This window comes from Pseudocitrobacter sp. 2023LY-00077 (assembly GCF_055796175.1).
The window spans coordinates 244,474-262,321 of record NZ_JBSPEI010000006.1 but is presented as its reverse complement, the minus strand read 5'-3'; the positions used below and the strand labels follow the sequence as shown (position 1 = coordinate 262,321).

At 54.9% G+C, this 17,848-nt stretch carries 14 protein-coding genes; 9 read left to right on the top strand and 5 right to left on the bottom strand.

Features of this window, described 5'->3' with window-relative positions; genetic code table 11:
* On the bottom strand, positions 1 to 4,183 hold a 4,183-nt coding region (locus ACWWFX_RS10460), incomplete at its 3' end, for an autotransporter outer membrane beta-barrel domain-containing protein (RefSeq protein ID WP_473223753.1).
* 661 nt (positions 4,184 to 4,844) lie between these two features.
* On the opposite strand from ACWWFX_RS10460, the gene ACWWFX_RS10455 reads away from it, so the two are divergent.
* The 3 genes from ACWWFX_RS10455 (at position 4,845) to ACWWFX_RS10445 (ending at position 8,035) form a co-directional block, all read left to right on the top strand.
* Complete coding sequence (locus ACWWFX_RS10455; protein WP_473223752.1) at positions 4,845 to 6,344, top strand: PTS transporter subunit EIIC; 1,500 nt, start codon at positions 4,845 to 4,847, stop codon at positions 6,342 to 6,344.
* 77 nt (positions 6,345 to 6,421) lie between these two features.
* Positions 6,422 to 7,438 (top strand): substrate-binding domain-containing protein, encoded by a 1,017-nt coding sequence (locus ACWWFX_RS10450; RefSeq protein ID WP_456147326.1) that lies wholly within the window; start codon positions 6,422 to 6,424, stop codon positions 7,436 to 7,438.
* 75 nt (positions 7,439 to 7,513) lie between these two features.
* On the top strand, positions 7,514 to 8,035 hold the full coding sequence (locus ACWWFX_RS10445) for a metal-dependent hydrolase (protein ID WP_276222424.1): 522 nt from the start codon (positions 7,514 to 7,516) through the stop codon (positions 8,033 to 8,035).
* A 121-nt stretch (positions 8,036 to 8,156) separates the two neighbouring features.
* On the opposite strand, the gene cysS is transcribed toward ACWWFX_RS10445, so the two are convergent.
* On the bottom strand, positions 8,157 to 9,548 hold the full coding sequence (gene cysS / locus ACWWFX_RS10440; RefSeq protein WP_473223751.1) for a cysteine--tRNA ligase: 1,392 nt from the start codon (positions 9,546 to 9,548) through the stop codon (positions 8,157 to 8,159).
* A 184-nt stretch (positions 9,549 to 9,732) separates the two neighbouring features.
* On the opposite strand from cysS, the gene ppiB reads away from it, so the two are divergent.
* The 6 genes from ppiB to mnmH all read left to right on the top strand — a co-directional run bounded on the left by ppiB (position 9,733) and on the right by mnmH (position 14,934).
* Positions 9,733 to 10,227 carry a peptidylprolyl isomerase B gene (ppiB, locus tag ACWWFX_RS10435; protein WP_015965485.1) on the top strand — a complete coding sequence of 165 codons (495 nt, stop codon included), beginning with the start codon at positions 9,733 to 9,735 and terminating at the stop codon, positions 10,225 to 10,227.
* Positions 10,228 to 10,229: 2 nt separating this feature from the next.
* Entirely contained in the window at positions 10,230 to 10,952 is a 723-nt protein-coding gene (lpxH, locus tag ACWWFX_RS10430; RefSeq protein ID WP_276222418.1) for a UDP-2,3-diacylglucosamine diphosphatase, read from the top strand.
* 273 nt (positions 10,953 to 11,225) lie between these two features.
* On the top strand, positions 11,226 to 12,014 hold the full coding sequence (locus tag ACWWFX_RS10425) for a DUF4019 domain-containing protein (RefSeq protein WP_473223750.1): 789 nt from the start codon (positions 11,226 to 11,228) through the stop codon (positions 12,012 to 12,014).
* Positions 12,015 to 12,173: 159 nt separating this feature from the next.
* Complete coding sequence (gene purE / locus ACWWFX_RS10420; protein WP_015965487.1) at positions 12,174 to 12,683, top strand: 5-(carboxyamino)imidazole ribonucleotide mutase; 510 nt, start codon at positions 12,174 to 12,176, stop codon at positions 12,681 to 12,683.
* Positions 12,680 to 13,747 (top strand): 5-(carboxyamino)imidazole ribonucleotide synthase, encoded by a 1,068-nt coding sequence (gene purK, locus ACWWFX_RS10415; RefSeq protein WP_473223749.1) that lies wholly within the window; start codon positions 12,680 to 12,682, stop codon positions 13,745 to 13,747. The genes purE and purK overlap by 4 nt, the downstream gene beginning before the upstream one ends.
* Before the next feature lie 101 nt (positions 13,748 to 13,848).
* Entirely contained in the window at positions 13,849 to 14,934 is a 1,086-nt protein-coding gene (gene mnmH / locus ACWWFX_RS10410; protein ID WP_473223748.1) for a tRNA 2-selenouridine(34) synthase MnmH, read from the top strand.
* Between the two features lie 162 nt (positions 14,935 to 15,096).
* Here the strand turns inward: mnmH and ACWWFX_RS10405 are convergent, their stop codons facing one another.
* From ACWWFX_RS10405 to ACWWFX_RS10395, 3 genes are read right to left on the bottom strand one after another with little or no spacing between them, the layout of a single operon-like run.
* Positions 15,097 to 15,756 (bottom strand): methionine ABC transporter permease, encoded by a 660-nt coding sequence (locus tag ACWWFX_RS10405; protein ID WP_015965490.1) that lies wholly within the window; start codon positions 15,754 to 15,756, stop codon positions 15,097 to 15,099.
* Positions 15,749 to 16,765, bottom strand: coding sequence for a virulence-associated ABC transporter ATP-binding protein SfbB (sfbB, locus tag ACWWFX_RS10400; RefSeq protein WP_473223747.1), 1,017 nt, complete (start codon positions 16,763 to 16,765; stop codon positions 15,749 to 15,751). The genes ACWWFX_RS10405 and sfbB overlap by 8 nt, the downstream gene beginning before the upstream one ends.
* Before the next feature lie 60 nt (positions 16,766 to 16,825).
* The gene (locus ACWWFX_RS10395) at positions 16,826 to 17,656 is read right to left on the bottom strand and encodes a MetQ/NlpA family ABC transporter substrate-binding protein (protein WP_015965492.1); all 831 of its coding nucleotides are present in this window, start codon (positions 17,654 to 17,656) and stop codon (positions 16,826 to 16,828) included.
* Between the last annotated feature and the right edge of the window lie 192 nt (positions 17,657 to 17,848).

Below are 17,848 nucleotides of genomic sequence, written 5' to 3'. Positions count from 1 at the left end.
CGCCCAGACGGTCGTGCAGACGGTGCGTGAAGAAGCTGTTGGCCGTCGCCAGGTTGCTGATGTAGCTCCCCGCTTCCGGTCGCAGTACTGATGGCCCGGTCGGGTCCACAATCGGCGGCTGTGCCGGGGCGACAGGATCTATCGGCTCCACAGGGTCCACAGGCTCTACCGGAGTCACAGGTTCCACCGGGTCAACCGGATCTACCGGCGTTACAGGATCCACTGGGTCAACCGGGTCGACTGGATCGACTGGGTCTACAGGATCAACAGGGTCGATGGGATCTACCGGGTCAACAGGCGGTGTGCCCGTCCACTTACTGGTCAGATACCAGTTGGCGGCATTCTCGCCCTGCCCTTTCGCCAGCGTGTACACCCACGCGCCCGCTTCCACCGTGCCGGTGGTCAGGGCGAAGTTACCCGCCGAGTTGCCTCCGACATTGACCAGTTCAATGCCATAATTGGATTCAGCCCCGGAACCGCCGACGTTGTTCACCTGCACGCGGGTATTCCCCGCCGTATCGCCCTTCACCGTCAGTTTATCGGTGGCCGACTGGTCATCGCCCAGCTCGGTATTGAAGGCCATCAGGCCGTTATTGCCCGTGTAGTTGCCGTTCACCACCAGCTGGTTGCCCGGCTGTGCGCCCGGCTGGTTCATCAGCACCGTGCCGCTGTTATGCAGATTGCCGCCCACCGTGGTATTCGCCACCGCCAGCGTACCGCCCTGACGGATATCCATATCCCCCGCCGTGCTGCCAAAGCCCGAGAGCATCGCCCCGTCGTGGATATTCACCTGCTGGCTCGCCATCGCCACTGCGCCATCTGCATCCGCGCCGAGCGCCAGCCCGCCGCCGGTGATGTCCGTGGTGCCGGTGTACCCCGCCGAATCCGCCGTTAACGTCAGCGTGCCGCTGCCCTGTTTGTTCAGGTTGCCGCTGCCGGAGACCGTATGGCTCAGCGTCCAGTCGCTGTCGGTAGCCACCGTCAGCAGGCCGTTGTCCGTCACGCTCGCCGTACCGAGGTTGGCCGCGTCCGTGACCGTCATGGCGCTGTCCCCATCAATACGGAACTGCCCGCTGAAACTCTGGTTTTCACCGGAAACCGCCACAGCCGAGGCCTGCGCCACGTCAACAATGCCCGCGCCGCTCAGGCTGTTGAGCAGTTCCCCGGTGACGCCGTTCAGCGTCAGGGTGCCGTCATCAGTCACGTTGCCGCTGCCCGCACCCTGCGCATCGTTCAGCACCACTTCCGCTGCGCTTTCGATAGTGGTGGTGGCACTCAGACCCGCGTTCGCCCCGTCAATGGTCAGCACGCCGCCCGCCACGCCGAGATGGCCCGCCCCGGTGAGGCTGCCCTGGCTGGTGCCGCCGTTTTGTAGCGTCAGGCTGCCGCCGTTGAGCGCCAGCGTGGAGCCTGCTTCTCCGGTGAGCAGGCCCGCCGTCTGCGTGGTGCCGTTCAGGTCGGCAAGAGCACCGTCACTGATAACCAGCGCCGAGGTGTTGCCCAGCGCGCCGTCCGCATCGGTGCGCAGCGTGCCCGCCTGCACCTGCGTTTCGCCGCTGTAGCGGTTACTCGCGTTCGACAGCGACACCAGCCCGGCGGTATTAATGCCAAGATTCCCCTCACCTGAGATAGCGGCCGACATATCTGCCGCCGCCCCCTGCGCCCCGGCGTGCTCTGCCAGCACCAGCGTCTGCCCGGCGTGGATATCCAGCGCCTTCAGGCCGTAGTTGACATACAGGCCATCGCCCGGCGCGGTAGTCAGGCGGAAACCGTAATCCCCGTCCGCCACTACCGTGCCATTCTGCGCAATGGCGACGCGTTCATTTTCTGCCACCGGATTACCGTTCTGGTCGGTCAGGGTCAGCGCGCCGCCCGAGCCGATCACGTCCTGCGCCTGCACCAGTTGCATACTCACGTCCGTGTCATCCTGCTCCAGCAAGTTCAGCGTGGTGTCCGGGTTCATCGCACCAGGATCGTTCCACGGACTGGCCACCGTGACCTGCACATTGCCGCTGTTGGCGACCAGCGTCGGCGTCTGAACCACGCCATCGGCCTGCGTATCGGCAGGCATCGAAACATCAAACGCCAGCGTACCGCCGTTTATATTCAAACTGCCAATCTGCTGCACGCCGTCGCCAACGGTGGTGGTGTTGCCTGCATCCAGCTTCAGCGTTGCCTGGGCCAGCGTCAGAGTATTGTCGCCGGAAAGATCGAAGATGCTGTTTTTGAGCTCCGCCGTACCGGTAAAGGCTGTTCCGGTAGCGTCGGTAAAGCTGAAGGCGTTATCCGCGCTGGCGAGATTAACCTGCAGCAGGCCGTTACCGGTCAGCACGTTGCTCAGGGCATAATTGCCAGAAGCCTCACTGGCTCCCGTCACCGAGAGCGTGCCCGCTTCGGCAATATTCACCGCGCTGCTGCCCAGTCCGGAGTTACCTGTACTGGAGAGCGATGCCACGGTAAGCGTGCCACCGTTCACTTCCGTGCGCCCGCCGTAGCTGTTTTCGGCGGTAAAGACAGTGTGACCCGCGTCCTGCATCACCGCGCCGTTTTCCCCTGAGATCAGCTGATTAAAGCCATAGCCCGTTGCAGAATCATCGGTATGATTGAAGACCAGCGAACCGTTGCCCGCACCGAACGTCACGCTGCCGGTGCCAGTGCCGGTGATTTTTCCGGCCACTGCGGCACTTGCACCGTGTGCTGCACCAATGTTGAGGGTGCCACTTCCCCCTTCACGGCCAGCAATCACCAGGCCAGCGGTATCCAACGCCAGCGTCCCCGCATTACTCAGCGTCACAGCACCGGATCCGAGATCGCCAATCACCATGTTATTGCCTTGAAGCAGAGAGCCCCCGCCATCCACCACAATCTGTCCATCTGCTGTCGCCCTGGAACCCAGAATGATAGCGCCTGCTGTCACTCTCCCAGCAGAATTAATAGTGAGCGTGCCATTTCCCTGATAGCCAACATTAAGCGCAGAGGTGCTGAGCGTTGAGCCACTGCCTGTTACATCGGTTTTTCCCACCGACGTGGTGGAGCTTCCAATATCTACATCACCGGCCTTCACCTTGCCGCCGCTGGCAATATTGAGCATTCCAGAGCCGGTCTGCCCAACCCGAAGCCATTGCCCGATATCCTCGCCGTTGACGATATTAAGCTGCCCGCCGCTGTTGACGTTAATCGTCCCCTCAGTCTCTTCCAGGCGCGCAACGGAAACTTGCCCGGTGCTGGAAACCACCGCCCCATTGGTAATATCAAGCGAACTGTTTCCGCCGTCGCCAACCATCAAACTGGTGGCGTCTAAGCGGGAGTTATTACCATCAACTTTCACCACCGCAGCCGAGCCTTCGTAATTTCCGAGCGTGGTCCTTCCCGCCGAAACCTGGCCACCTGATGAAATCATCAATGCGGCATTGCCCTGGCTGCCCACTGTTAACGAGCTTGAATTCAGGATATCCCAGCGCCCTCCCGACGAGACCTCAACCAGGCTATTCCCGCCGTTCAGGCTAGCGATTGTTGCACTTGCATTCGTAGTCACTTTACCGTAATCAGTCACCTTCATGGTGCCCTGCCCGGAATAGCCAACATTGAATATCTGGGTTGCAAGCGTAGAATTATTGCCACTTACCGTTATCGTTCCAGCCGTTCCGGTTGAAGAACCGACATATACGTCCTTCGCATTCACCGTCCCTCCATTAAGAACATTAAGACTCCCTTCGCTGCTGATCCCTATACGGAGTTTGGCATTCGTGAGAGTTAATACACCGGAACCACGCACATTCACCGCATCAGGCGCTCCCGTGTACACACCAATGCGAGAATCAGTGTCCCCTGTTAGGGTGAGGGTACCGCCAGGAAGAATATTGAGTATTGCACTGTTACCAGTACGATTGCTGCCACCGACTGTTAAATAAGTGTCTGTTTCCCTGTCGTTGATATTCACCGTTTGCCCATCCACAATATTCATTTGGGAAAAGGCAGACCCAGAAATAGCCATCATGACAAAAAAGGAAAGACACGCCTTCGGTGATAGCGTAAAACGCCCAACAGGATTGAGGTTACCAGAATATTTCGGTTGCTGACGTTGATCAACGGACGATGATTTACGTTTGCCACTTGCTAATTCAGAACAGACCTGAAATACGTTTAATGTACTATTCCATATTACGCGGTAAATCTTATTCATTGCAGTGTCTCCATGCTACTGCGCCACGACTCACTGCGGGGATGCGGTTCGTCAGGCTAAACACAGAGCCATGAGTAAATCCGCACCGCGCGGTATATTTTTATTTAATCCTTAATACTTTATTGCACGTACAGAACACCCATAGCATTTAATAAAAAACGCCAAAGAAATAAAATATATTTCAGGTAACAAATTTACTCCCGGTTACAATTCGAGTCTCACACCGCGAAATAAAACTGTCAATACGACGCCAGTTTCTGGATGACGAAATTAATTAATCACCGAAGTTATATATTATGAAAAATTCTTACAGACTCATCCTCAGCACGTCTGAAAAAATGTCTCATCCCTTTATTCCGGACAAATAGCGATTAGATTTTTACATCTTTGCATAAGACTTTTACTCATTTTCCTGCGGCACACATGAAGAGTGAAATAGCACGATTAGTCAAACCAACCACAGGCATTACCCCTGCCATCATAGCGGTTGATTATCGATCAACTTCAAAAAATCGCGATCTCCTCTGGCATACTCATGAAAATTTTGTTGCGGAAATTTTACGTTTCTCCGACCATAAGTAGAACGTTCTACTAGAACGTTCTACTTACAATAACAGCGCGATTTACGCGCAATTCATTATCTCCAGTCGGGGGAACGGGTATGGGTTTGCTGTCCGGTATTGTTAAATCATTGTCAAAACTATCGATGATTGGTCGCGCATTAATGCTGCCAATCTCACTCCTGCCTGCGGCGGGTTTGCTGCTGGCGTTCGGTGATAAATTCCATTTGCCGCTAATGATGAACGCAGGGGGGGTTATTTTCGATAACCTGCCGATGTTGTTCGCGATTGGTTCTGCGGTAGGGCTGGCATCGGAATCGGGTATCGCAGCACTCTCTGCCGCCGTTTCCGTGTTTGTCACCAATATCACTATCGGTACCGTGCTGGGGATTACGCCGGAAATGGCCTCTCAGGGCGGGAAATATGCGATGGTGGTCGGTATTCCGACGCTGCAAATGGGCGTCTTTGGCGGCCTGATTTGCGGCATTCTCGCGGCCTGGTGTTATAACCGCTTCCATGCCATGCAGCTGCCGGAATTTCTGGGGTTCTTCTCCGGCAAACGTTTTGTCGCGATTGCCACGGCAGTGCTGTCATTCCTGCTCGGCCTGCTGCTACCTTACGTCTGGCAGCATATCCAGGCGGGTATTGATGCGCTCTCCACGGTGGTGAACGGTGATAATCAGGCGGCATCGACGTTTATTTTTGGTCTGGTCGAACGCGCGTTAATTCCGCTCGGTCTGCATCACATCTGGTATCCGTCTTTCTGGTACTCCTTTGGCGACTACACCACGCAGGCAGGCCAGGTCATCCACGGCGACCAGACTATCTGGTTCAAAATGCTGGAAGAAGGGGTGAAATCCTTCAGCAGCGATACCTACCAGAATGCCGGTAAATTCATGCAGGGCGAATTCCCGCTGATGCTGTTTGCGCTGCCTGCCGCCTGTCTGGCGATGTATCACGAAGCGAACAGCAAAAACAAGAAAATCGCTTTCGGTATTCTGTTCTCCGCCGCCCTCACCTGCTTCCTGACCGGGATCACCGAGCCGGTCGAGTTCACCTTTATTTTCGTTGCTCCAATCCTTTACATCTTTAACGCCATCATGGCCGGGCTGGCGTATATGTGTATGTTCCTGTTGCATGCACACATCGCTAAATCCTTCTCTGCGGGGATGATTGACTATATTTCGTTCGGCATACTGCCGTCGTTTAACGGTTATCAGACCAACTTCCTCAGCGCGGCGATCGTCGGTATTCCGATGGCGATTATCTATTACTTCACCTTCCGTTTCGTGATCCGCCGCTTTGATATCAAAACGCCGGGCCGCGCAGACGTTGTCGCGGATGCGAAAGATAAAACCGATACCGAGCTGGCGACGGAAATTATTGCCTTGCTTGGCGGTGCGCAGAATATCGATTCGGTCGGTTCCTGTATCACCCGTTTACGTCTGGAAGTCACGCAGGGCGACAAGGTTGATAAGGATGGCCTGAACGGCGTCGGTGCACGCGGCGTGGTATTTGTCGGGGATAAAGGCATTCAGGTTATTTTCGGTGCCAGAGCACAATTTATCGCGCAAACCATGTCCACGATGATTGGCAAATAATACTATGCCGATCGACGACGCCTCCGTTACGCTTGAGGGGGCGTCGAGCATGAATCGATCATTTTCAGGGAGCGGAATTGAAGAAAGTCAGCATTATTGATGTCGCAAAGCAGGCGGGCGTATCGGTGTCGACCGTGTCGCTGGTGCTGCGTCAGAAAGGGAAAATTTCTGACGCGACGATCGGCAAAGTCCAGGCCGCCATTGATGCGCTCGGTTACGTTCACAACGTCGCTGCCGCCAACCTTCGCGCGAATACCTCCAATCTTATTGGCCTGATCCTGCCTGATTTTAGCGACAGTTTTTCCATTAAAGTGATGGCAAGTATCGTGCAGGAGCTGGAAAAACAGGGGTTTATGGTTTTTCTCGGCCAACCGCTCAACAGCCATGATCATTTAGAACGCAGCCTGCTGTCGTTTAAACAGCAGGGCGTAGCGGGCGTTATCTACCTCGCATCTGACGCCTTCAGCCCGCATATTCCGGATAAAATTCGCCACTGCCCGCTGCCCTTTGTGGTGGTTTCCCAGTCGCCGCTTGATGAGCAGTGCAACCTGGTGATGCGTGATAACCGTCAGGCCGCCGTTCTTGCCGCACGTTATCTGATTGAGCGCGGGCATCGCAGCATTGCCTACATTGGCGGGCGCGAAGACGATTTAATTCGCCAGCAACGGCTGGCAGGTTTTCGCAGTGTGTTAACGCAATATGGGCTGGTGAATCGCGAAGAGGCGACGCCATGCTGTAGCGAAGATACCCACGCAGCCAGCCTCGTCACACGTCAGTTGCTGGAGAAAAACAACACCATCACCGCCCTGCTGTGCCACTCGCCTGCGGCGATGATTGGCAGCATAAACGGCATTCACCAGATTGGGCGCACGGTTGGGAAAGATGTATTTTTGACTCAGCAGGTCGCGCTGATTGGCTTTGAAGATATGCTCAATGTGAATCTCACCTCCCCCTCTTTTACCTATGTCTCGTCGTCAAGCGAAGAGACCGGGCGGCAGGCAGCGGGCTTAATGCTGCGTAAGCTCAAAGAACCAGAACTGCAAACGCAGAAAATTACGCTTTCCGGTCAATTGATTACCCGCGAATCGGCGTAATTTCAGAATTGTGCGCGGGCCTTACTGCGCCCGTTTGCTGCTATATTCTCCTGATTTCTCCGGGAATGTTTCGCCATGCCAACCGTTATCACACACGCCGCCGTTCCGCTGTGCCTGGGCTTAGGCCTTGGCAGCAGAGTCATCCCGCCTCGATTACTGTTTACCGGCGTTGTGCTCGCCATGCTCCCCGACGCTGACGTGCTGGCATTTAAGTTTGGCGTGGCTTACGGCAATGCTTTTGGTCATCGCGGGTTTACCCATTCCCTGCTTTTCGCTTTTGTGGTTCCGCTACTTTGCGTACTGATTGGCCGACGGTGGTTCCGGGCCGGGTTGATTCGCTGCTGGCTCTTTCTGACCGTATCGCTGCTATCGCACAGTCTGCTGGATTCAGTGACAACGGGCGGTAAAGGTGTTGGCTGGCTGTGGCCGTGGTCGGACGAACGCTTCTTTGCGCCATGGCAGGTAATAAAAGTCGCGCCTTTTGCGCTGTCGAGTTACACCACGCCGTACGGGCATCAGGTGATTTTTTCGGAGTTGTTGTGGGTGTGGCTGCCGGGCGTGGTGTTGATGGGAATATTGTGGTGGCAAAGGCGTTGATGAATGCGCGCTGATGCCCTCACCCCGGCCCTCTCCCACAGGGAGAGGGATAAAACCGCACTCACTTAAACATTGACACAATCGGTCCCCTCTCCCGATGGGAGAGGGTTAGGGTGAGGGGTTACTTACGACGCCACGTCGTCCCCTGCGGGCCATCTTCCAGCACGATACCCATCTCATTCAGACGGTCACGCGCCGCATCCGCCGCAGCCCAGTCTTTCGCTTTACGCGCGTCGAGACGCTGCTGAATCAGGGCTTCGATTTCCGCGACTTCGCCGTCATCCGCCTGAGCACCACTTTGCAGGAACGCTTCGGGATCCTGCTCCAGCAGGCCCAGCACAGCGGCAAGTTTACGCAAACAGGTTGCCGCCGCATTCGCTTCTTCACTGTTGCCAGCCTGTTTGGCGTTGTTCACTTCTTTCGCCAAATCAAACAGCACAGCGTAAGCCACCGGGGTGTTGAAATCGTCGTCCATCGCCTCTTTAAAGCGATCGACATACTGCGCACTGCGAACGAATTCAACATCCGTGGCCGACGTGCCGCGCAGCGCCGTGTAGAGACGCTCCAGCGCGGAGCGCGCCTGCTTCAGGTTGTCTTCGCTGTAGTTCAGCTGGCTGCGATAGTGGCCGGACATCAGGAAGTAACGTACGGTTTCCGCGTCGTAATACTTCAGCACGTCACGCACGGTAAAGAAGTTGCCCAGCGATTTTGACATCTTCTCGCGGTCAACCATCACCATCCCGGAGTGCATCCAGTAGTTAACGTATTCGCCGTCGTGCGCACAGGTAGACTGCGCGATTTCGTTTTCGTGATGCGGGAACATCAGGTCAGAACCGCCGCCGTGGATATCAAAATGATGCCCCAGCTGTTTGCAGTTCATCGCGGAACATTCAATGTGCCAGCCCGGACGGCCTTCGCCCCACGGCGACGGCCAGCTCGGCTCGCCCGCTTTCGACATTTTCCACAGTACGAAGTCCATCGGGTTACGTTTCACTTCCGCGACTTCGACGCGCGCACCGGCCTGCAACTGCTCCAGATCCTGACGCGACAGTTTGCCGTAGTTCGGATCGGTCGGCACGGAGAACATCACGTCGCCGCTGTCGGCGACATACGCATGACCGCGTTCAATCAGACGTTCAGTAATCTCGATGATTTCATGAATATGGTGCGTCGCGCGCGGTTCGGCATCCGGGCGCAGAATGTTCAGCGCATCGAAATCTTTATGCATTTCGACAATCATGCGATCAACCAGTTGCACAAAGCTTTCGCCGTTTTCATTGGCGCGTTTGATGATTTTGTCGTCGATATCAGTGATATTGCGGACGTATTTCAGCTTGTAGCCAAGAAAACGCAGGTAACGGGCAACCACGTCAAAGGAAACAAAGGTGCGTCCATGACCGATATGACAGAGATCGTAAACGGTAATTCCACACACGTACATGCCGACTTCACCGGCGTGAATAGGCTTAAATTCCTCTTTTTGGCGGGTCATTGTATTGAAGATTTTTAGCATCGATAATTCCATGTTGACGTGTGTGATCTGGGCTTGCGCCTGAAACGGCGTATTCTACCTTTAATTCAACTCTGAAGCAGCACACATTGCAAGGTGATCGAACCTCGCGGTTATGCTATAACAGGCGCCTATATACGACTCGCACGCGAGTTAACGCACCACTATAACGGAACAGGATGCAGAAATGGTTACTTTCCACACTAATCACGGCGATATCGTAATCAAAACTTTTGATGACAAAGCGCCGGAAACAGTTAAAAACTTCCTGGACTACTGCCGCGAAGGTTTCTACAACAACACGATTTTCCACCGTGTAATCAACGGCTTTATGATTCAGGGCGGCGGCTTTGAGCCGGGCATGAATCAGAAAGCGACCAAAGAGGCTATCAAAAACGAAGCCAACAATGGTCTGAAAAACACCCGTGGCACGCTGGCAATGGCGCGTACTCAGGCTCCGCACTCCGCAACCGCGCAGTTCTTCATCAACGTGGCTGACAACGACTTCCTGAACTTCTCCGGCGAAAGCCTGCAGGGTTGGGGCTACTGCGTATTCGCAGAAGTCGTCGAAGGTATGGACGTGGTTGATAAAATCAAAGCTGTCGCCACGGGCCGCAGCGGCATGCACCAGGACGTTCCGAAAGAAGACGTTGTTATCGAAAGCGTGACCGTCAGCGAGTAATCGTGGCGACACTCTTTATTGCAGATTTGCACCTGCAAACAGAAGAACCGGCGATCACCGCCGGTTTTCTGCGTTTTTTAGCCGGTGAAGCGCGCCGCGCCGATGCGCTCTATATTCTCGGCGATCTCTTCGAAGCCTGGATTGGTGACGACGACCCGAATCCCCTGCACCAGCAAATTGCCCGCGCCATAAAAGCGCTGGTCGATTCCGGCGTTCCCTGTTATTTCATTCACGGTAATCGTGATTTCCTGCTCGGCAAACGCTTTGCCCGGGAAAGCGGCATGACGCTGCTGCCAGAAGAACAACGCCTTGAGCTGTACGGTCGCCCGCTGTTGATTCTGCATGGCGACACGCTTTGCATTGATGACGCAGGCTATCAGGCGTTTCGCGCCAAAGTGCATACGCCGTGGATCCAGAAAGTCTTTCTGGCACTGCCGCTGTTTATCCGCCAGAAAATTGCCGCCCGCATGCGCGCCGACAGCAAAGCCGCCAACCGCCATAAATCGATGGAAATTATGGATGTGAACCCGCAGGCCGTTGTGGATGTGATGGAAAAGCACCACGTGCAGTGGCTGATTCACGGGCACACGCATCGCCCGGATGTGCATACGTTGAGCGCTAACGGCGAACCTGCGTATCGCGTGGTACTGGGTGCGTGGCATACGGAAGGGTCGATGGTGAAAGTGACGGCTGAAGATGTTGAATTGCTGCGTTTTCCTTTTTGAACGGCGTAAAAGTATTCCGCTTGTTTATCTTGTGTTAGATCTCGCCAGATGCTGGCAATAATAAATCCCCATCAACATTTCATTCCCACATCATCATTATTCACCTCGTGCATTGATAATATCGCAAATATTAATTAAGAAAATACATCCTGAATAATATCGTGACCATTTGTGCTATTGAAAGAGCGATGCTGTAGATTTATCATTGGGTGGTGGTACCATTTAGCTTTTATATTTAACTCATAGAAAAAAACAATACCACAAGAGATCATCATGAATAAAAGATATCTTAGACAATCGATAATCATTATCGGCCTACTCTTCACGCTTACAGGATGCGAACCTTCAGAATCATCTGAAGAAAAAGCAGCAATAGCACAATTCCACACACAACTAGCTGCCGCCCAATATCATGATATATACGCTGACGCCTCTTCAGCCTTTAAAAATACAACATCAGAAAAAGATTTAACGACATTCCTGGAAAAGGCTAAATCCCACTTAGGCAGTTACAACAACGAAAGTGGGGAGTTTTATAAAAAAAGTACGACGGTGAATACAGATGGTTCATCGATTACTCGCCTGTATTACCATTCTTCATTCGGTAAATATACGTCAGTAGAGGAAGTATTCAGTTTTGAAGAAACAGATGACGTTATAAAATTAGCAGGATACCACTATGAAGCATCTCCTGAAAAACCATTGGAATTAGCAGAAGAAAAAGCTGTAATCGCACAGTTCAGAACACAGTTAGCTGCTTCGCAGTATCATGAAATATATACTGCCACTTCGTCTGCATTTAAAGATAAGATATCAGAAGAAGATTTAACGAAAGTGCTGGAAAAATCCAAATCTGACTTAGGCACTTACAATAGTGGAAGCGCAAAACTTTATAAAAGAAGTGTATTATTTTCTACTAAATCAGGTAAACCATCACTGGACTCACTAAAGTACCACTCTTCATTTAGTCAATATCCTGCAGTTGAAGAAGAGTTCAATTTTGAAGAAACTGAGAACGGTGTAAAACTCGCGGGCTATAGCTATACGGCCTCCCCCCAATGACAGGCTAAATCCTTTAACCAGCCGGGTATTGAGCTTATACCCGGCTTAAAGAGTGAGTGTTGAGCCACTCAACGCAATCGTTTTCCTCCCCTCTTTTCCATGCTATTCTCTGTGGCCTACAACGTCGTGTGCAGCACACCCACAGGAGTTTTAAGACGTATGTCTTCCCGCAATAATCCGGCACGTATCGCTATCGTGATGGGGTCCAAAAGCGACTGGGCTACCATGCAGTTTGCTACCGAAGTTCTTGATATCCTGAATGTTCCTCATCATGTCGAAGTGGTCTCCGCCCACCGCACGCCCGATAAACTGTTCAGCTTCGCCGAAAGCGCCGAAGAGAACGGTTATCAGGTGATCATTGCAGGCGCTGGCGGTGCGGCGCATCTGCCGGGCATGATTGCGGCTAAAACCTTAGTGCCGGTGCTGGGTGTGCCGGTACAAAGCGCTGCCCTGAGCGGCGTCGATAGTCTCTATTCCATCGTACAAATGCCGCGCGGTATACCGGTCGGAACGCTGGCGATTGGTAAAGCCGGTGCCGCTAACGCCGCCCTGCTGGCCGCGCAAATTCTTGCCCAGCACGATGCCGAACTGCATCAACGCCTGGCGGAATGGCGCCGCGCGCAAACCGATGAAGTGCTGGAAAACCCGGACCCGCGGGGTGACGCATGAAGCAGGTTTGCGTATTGGGTAACGGCCAGCTGGGGCGCATGCTGCGTCAGGCTGGCGAGCCGCTGGGTATCGCCGTGTGGCCCGTTGGGCTGGAAGCCTCACCGGAAGCCGTGCCGTTCCACCAGAGCGTGATCACCGCTGAAATCGAACGCTGGCCGGAAACCGCGTTAACCCGCGAGCTGGCGCTGCATCCGGCATTCGTTAACCGCGACGTATTCCCGATTATTGCCGATCGTCTGACGCAAAAGCAGCTGTTCGACAAACTCAACCTGCCAACCGCGCCGTGGCAACTGCTGGCAGAACCAAGCCAGTGGCCCGCCGTCTTTGACCGTCTGGGGGAGCTTGCGATCGTGAAGCGCCGCACCGGCGGTTACGATGGTCGCGGTCAGTGGCGTTTGCGCGCAGATGAAACCGCACAATTGCCGCAAGAGTGTTACGGCGAATGTATCGTTGAGCAGGGTATCAATTTCTCCGGTGAAGTCTCACTGGTTGGCGCGCGAGCCCACGATGGCAGCACCGTGTTCTATCCGCTGACCCACAACCTGCATCAGGATGGCATTCTGCGCATGAGCGTGGCTTTCCCTCAGGCGAACGCGCAGCAGCAGGATCAGGCCGAAAGCATGCTGTCAGCGATTATGCACGAGCTGAACTACGTGGGCGTGATGGCGATGGAGTGCTTCATTACGCCTGCCGGATTGCTGATTAACGAGCTGGCTCCGCGCGTACATAACAGCGGTCACTGGACGCAAAACGGGGCGTCTATCAGCCAGTTCGAATTGCATCTGCGCGCTATAACCGATTTGCCGCTGCCGCCGCCGGTGGTCAACAGCCCATCAGTGATGGTCAATCTGATTGGCAGCGATCTGAACTACGACTGGCTGAAGCTGCCGCTGGTGCATCTGCACTGGTACGATAAAGAGGTTCGCCCAGGCCGTAAAGTGGGTCATCTCAACCTGAACGACAGCGATACCGGGCGTTTAAGCGCAACGCTTGAAGCGCTTACCCCGCTGTTGCCGCCGGAGTACGCCAGCGGAATTAGCTGGGCGCAGTCAAAACTGGCTTAAGCCTAACGTGCCGGGGAACGATCCTCCCCTTCCCCGGCTCTCGTCACAAGCGTAGAATCCCGTCCGAGTTTCCCTCCCGATTTTTACAGAAGGATTTGCCCATGAATAATGGGACGGATTACCGGGCCATTTTGACAGCCGGTACCCCCATCATTGACGTTCGCGCTCCCGTCGAGTTTCAGCAAGGCTCTTTGCCTGCGGCAATCAACCTGCCGTTGATGAACGATGACGAGCGTGCTGCGGTCGGTACCTGTTACAAACGCCAGGGTGCTGACGCGGCTTTAGCGCTGGGCCATCAACTCGTATCCGGCGAGACGCGTCAACAGCGCATTGATGCGTGGCGGGCAGCCTGTGCCCGTTTTCCACGCGGCTATCTTTGCTGCGCCCGTGGCGGCCAGCGTTCGCACATCGTGCAGGCGTGGTTAAAAGAGAGCGGCGTCGATTATCCGTTGGTTGTCGGTGGCTACAAGATGCTGCGCCAGGCGGCGATTCAGGCAACCGAAGCGCTGGTTCAGCATCCCATTATTTTGATTGGCGGCTGTACCGGAAACGGTAAAACACCGCTGGTACGCCATCAACCTTTTGGTATCGACCTGGAAGGGCTTGCCCATCATCGCGGTTCATCCTTTGGCCGTACGCTGGATGCGCAATATCCGCAAGCAACGTTTGAAAACCATCTGGCCAGCGCGCTGCTTCAGCGCAGTCACGAGCAGGAAAACGTGCGCTGGGTGCTGGAAGATGAGGGGCATATGATTGGCGCAAATCATTTGCCGGAGTGCCTGCGCGAACGCATGGCGCAATCACCGATTGCGGTGGTGGACGATCCGTTTGAGCTGCGCCTTGAACGTCTGCGTGAAGAGTACTTTACGCATATGCATCAGGCATTTATTGACGCGTACGGCGAAGAGAAAGGCTGGGCGGAGTACAGCGAATATCTGCATCACGGCCTGTTCGCCATTCGTCGTCGCCTTGGTCTGCAACGCTTCGCCGAGCTGACGCAAAAGCTCGACCAGGCGCTTGTTGAGCAACAGCAGAGTGGTTCAACCGAACCGCACTTTGCCTGGCTGGTGCCGCTGCTTAATGAATACTACGACCCGATGTACCGCTATCAGCTGGAGAAAAAGGCCAGCAAGATAGTCTTTCGCGGCACATCGGAGGCGGTGGAGCATTGGTTGTTGGGGCATTAGTGGGTGTCGGGTGGCGCTGCGCTTACCCGACCTACGCATCGGCACGGAGCACGGGTGTCGGGTGGCGCTGCGCTTACCCGACCTACAAATCGACACGACCGGTGGCGATGCGAAATGTAGGCCGGATAAGCGCCAGCGCCATCCGGCAAAAAGGCACAAATCTTAACGCCGTTCACGCTTATCAGCCCGCTTCGCCAGCCAGTCGCCCAACATCTGCACCACCTGTACCAGCACAATCAGCGCGATAACGGTCACGACCATCACCTGGGTTTCGTAACGGTAATAACCGTAGCGAATCGCCAGGTCGCCCACCCCGCCGCCGCCGACAATCCCGGCCATCGCCGAGTAGCCGATTAAGCTCACCAGCGTAATGGTCAGGCCGCGCAGCAGCCCGGCGCTGGCTTCCGGCAGCAGCACGGTGCAGATAATCCGCATCGGGCTGGCGCCAAACGCTTCAGCAGCTTCGATAATGCCTTTATCCACTTCGCGCAACGCGCTATCGACCAGTCGCGCGTAGAACGCAATCGCCGCAACGGAGAGCGGTACCGACGCCGCAATCGGCCCGATGGTGTTGCCGAGCAGAAACTGTGTGAGCGGCAACAGCAGGACCAGCAGGATCACAAACGGTACCGAGCGAATAATGTTCACCAGCACCGACGACACCAAGTACACAAAGCGGTTTTGCCAGAACAGATGGCGGTCGGTGACAAAAATCAGAAAACCGAGCGGCAGGCCGCCGACAATCGCCAGCACCGTCGAAATGCTCAACATCTGGAAGGTTTCGTTAAAGGCCAGCGTTAAGTCCGGCAGTAAATCATCCACGGATCACCTCCACCTGTGCCGTATTTTCCCGAATGTAGGCCACCGCAGCGTCTACGGACGTTGGGTTATGCGGGGCGGTCAGTTGCACCACTAAAATCCCCAGCGCCCGCTCGGCGATATACTCGATTTTGCCGTGCAGAATATTCACCGCGACGCCAAATTTCACCGCCACTTCGGACAGCACCGGCTGCTCGGCGGAATCGCCAATGAACAGAATTTTCAGCAACTGGCCCGGCAGATGTTCGCGCAGGCGCTCGGGCAGCGTCAGGTTCAGAGTATGCGACACCAGTTGCTGGGTGAACGCATGCTGTGGATGGGCGAAGACATCAAACACCTCGCCGGATTCCACCACTTCGCCGCCGGACATCACCGCCACGCGATCGCAGATGTTTTTGATCACGTTCATTTCGTGGGTGATCAGCACGATCGTGATCCCAAGCTTCGCGTTGATCTCTTTCAGCAGCGCCAGTATGGTGGCCGATGTTTCCAGATCCAGCGCCGAAGTAGGTTCATCACACAACAATACGTCAGGATGATTCGCGATGGCGCGGGCAATCCCCACGCGCTGTTTCTGCCCGCCGCTGAGCTGCACCGGGTAGCGGTTTGCTTTATCGGCAAGCCCCACCAGCGCCAAAATCTCGGCTACACGCGGCGCAATTTTATCGCGATCCCAGCCAGCCGCTTTCAGGCTGAAGGCGACGTTCTGGGCAACGGTGCGGGTGTGCATCAGATTAAAATGCTGGAAGATCATACCGATACGCTGGCGTGCTTTGCGCAGATTTGCGCCTTCAAGCGCGGAGATCTCCACGCCGTTAACCTTAACGCGGCCTTCGCTCGGGCGCGTTAAGGCGTTGAGCGTGCGTAGCAGCGTACTTTTCCCCGCCCCGCTGGTACCAACAATACCGAAGATTTCGCCCGCACCGATATGCAGGCTGACGTTATTCACCGCCCGCGTGGACGGCCCGTGGCCGGTGGAGAAATCCACGCAGACCTTTTCTATCTCAATCATACTCACCTCAGAAATGCGAAAAGGGCAGACGGGTCTGCCCTGTCAGGTTGCGTCCTGCGATTACTTCGCGTCAGACATCCATTCTGGTTTCTGGAAGGCGCTGTATATATTTTTCGGATCATCTATTACTGCACGGTAGGCCGGGGATTTCACCGCCTCGACGATATCTTTGGCAAACGGTTTATCCGCATCTTCACTGCGCACCGCAATGATATTCTTCAGATTCTCGTCCAGATGCTCCTGCTTGAGCGCACTGGAGAGATCGAGCCCCGCCGCCACGGCAAAGTTACCGTTTACCAGCGCACCGGTGACGCCATCGAGCGTACGCGGCAATTGCGCGGCTTCCAGCGGTTTGAACACTAGCCCTTTCGGGTTGCTGGCGATATCGCGCTCAGACGCTTTGGTTGGGTCGATATTCGGTTTGATGGTGATGAGGTCGAGCGACTGCAGGAAACGCAGGCCGCGCGCAAGGTTGGTCGGGTCATTCGAGAGCGTGATGATATCGCCCTTCTTCAACTCATCAAGACTCTTCACCTGGCGGGAATAGAAGCCCATACCCGCCGTCGGCACCACAATCAGCTTCGTCAGCTTGAGACCTTTGTCAGCGGTGAATTTATCGAAATAGAGTGAATGCTGGAACAGGTTGGCGTCGATGCTGCCGTTAGATAACGCCATATTTGGCTGTACGTAGTCGCTAAATTCGCGGACCACGACTTTATACCCTTTCTCTTTCAGCGACGGCGCAATCGCCTGCTTCACCATGTCGCCATACGGCCCCGGCGCAACGCCGAAAACAATGGTGTGCGGGTCACTGTTGGCGTGGGCAAACTGTAATCCACAGGCCAGCAGCAAGGCTCCGGTCGCGACGCGTAAACTCTGACGCAATCCCATAACTTCTCCATTTTAAACGTTGTGATGTCGTGCATATCGCCGTGCGATGCGGCGCTGTTGTTATGTCCACAAAAGGGGCAATCCTTAACATGACACAGTTCACAACCTGCTGTCCTTGAAATTATTTCATGATATTTCGAAGTATGTCTTTGAAAGGCGTCGGGAGGGGATATGCGTTTAATAACAATGCTT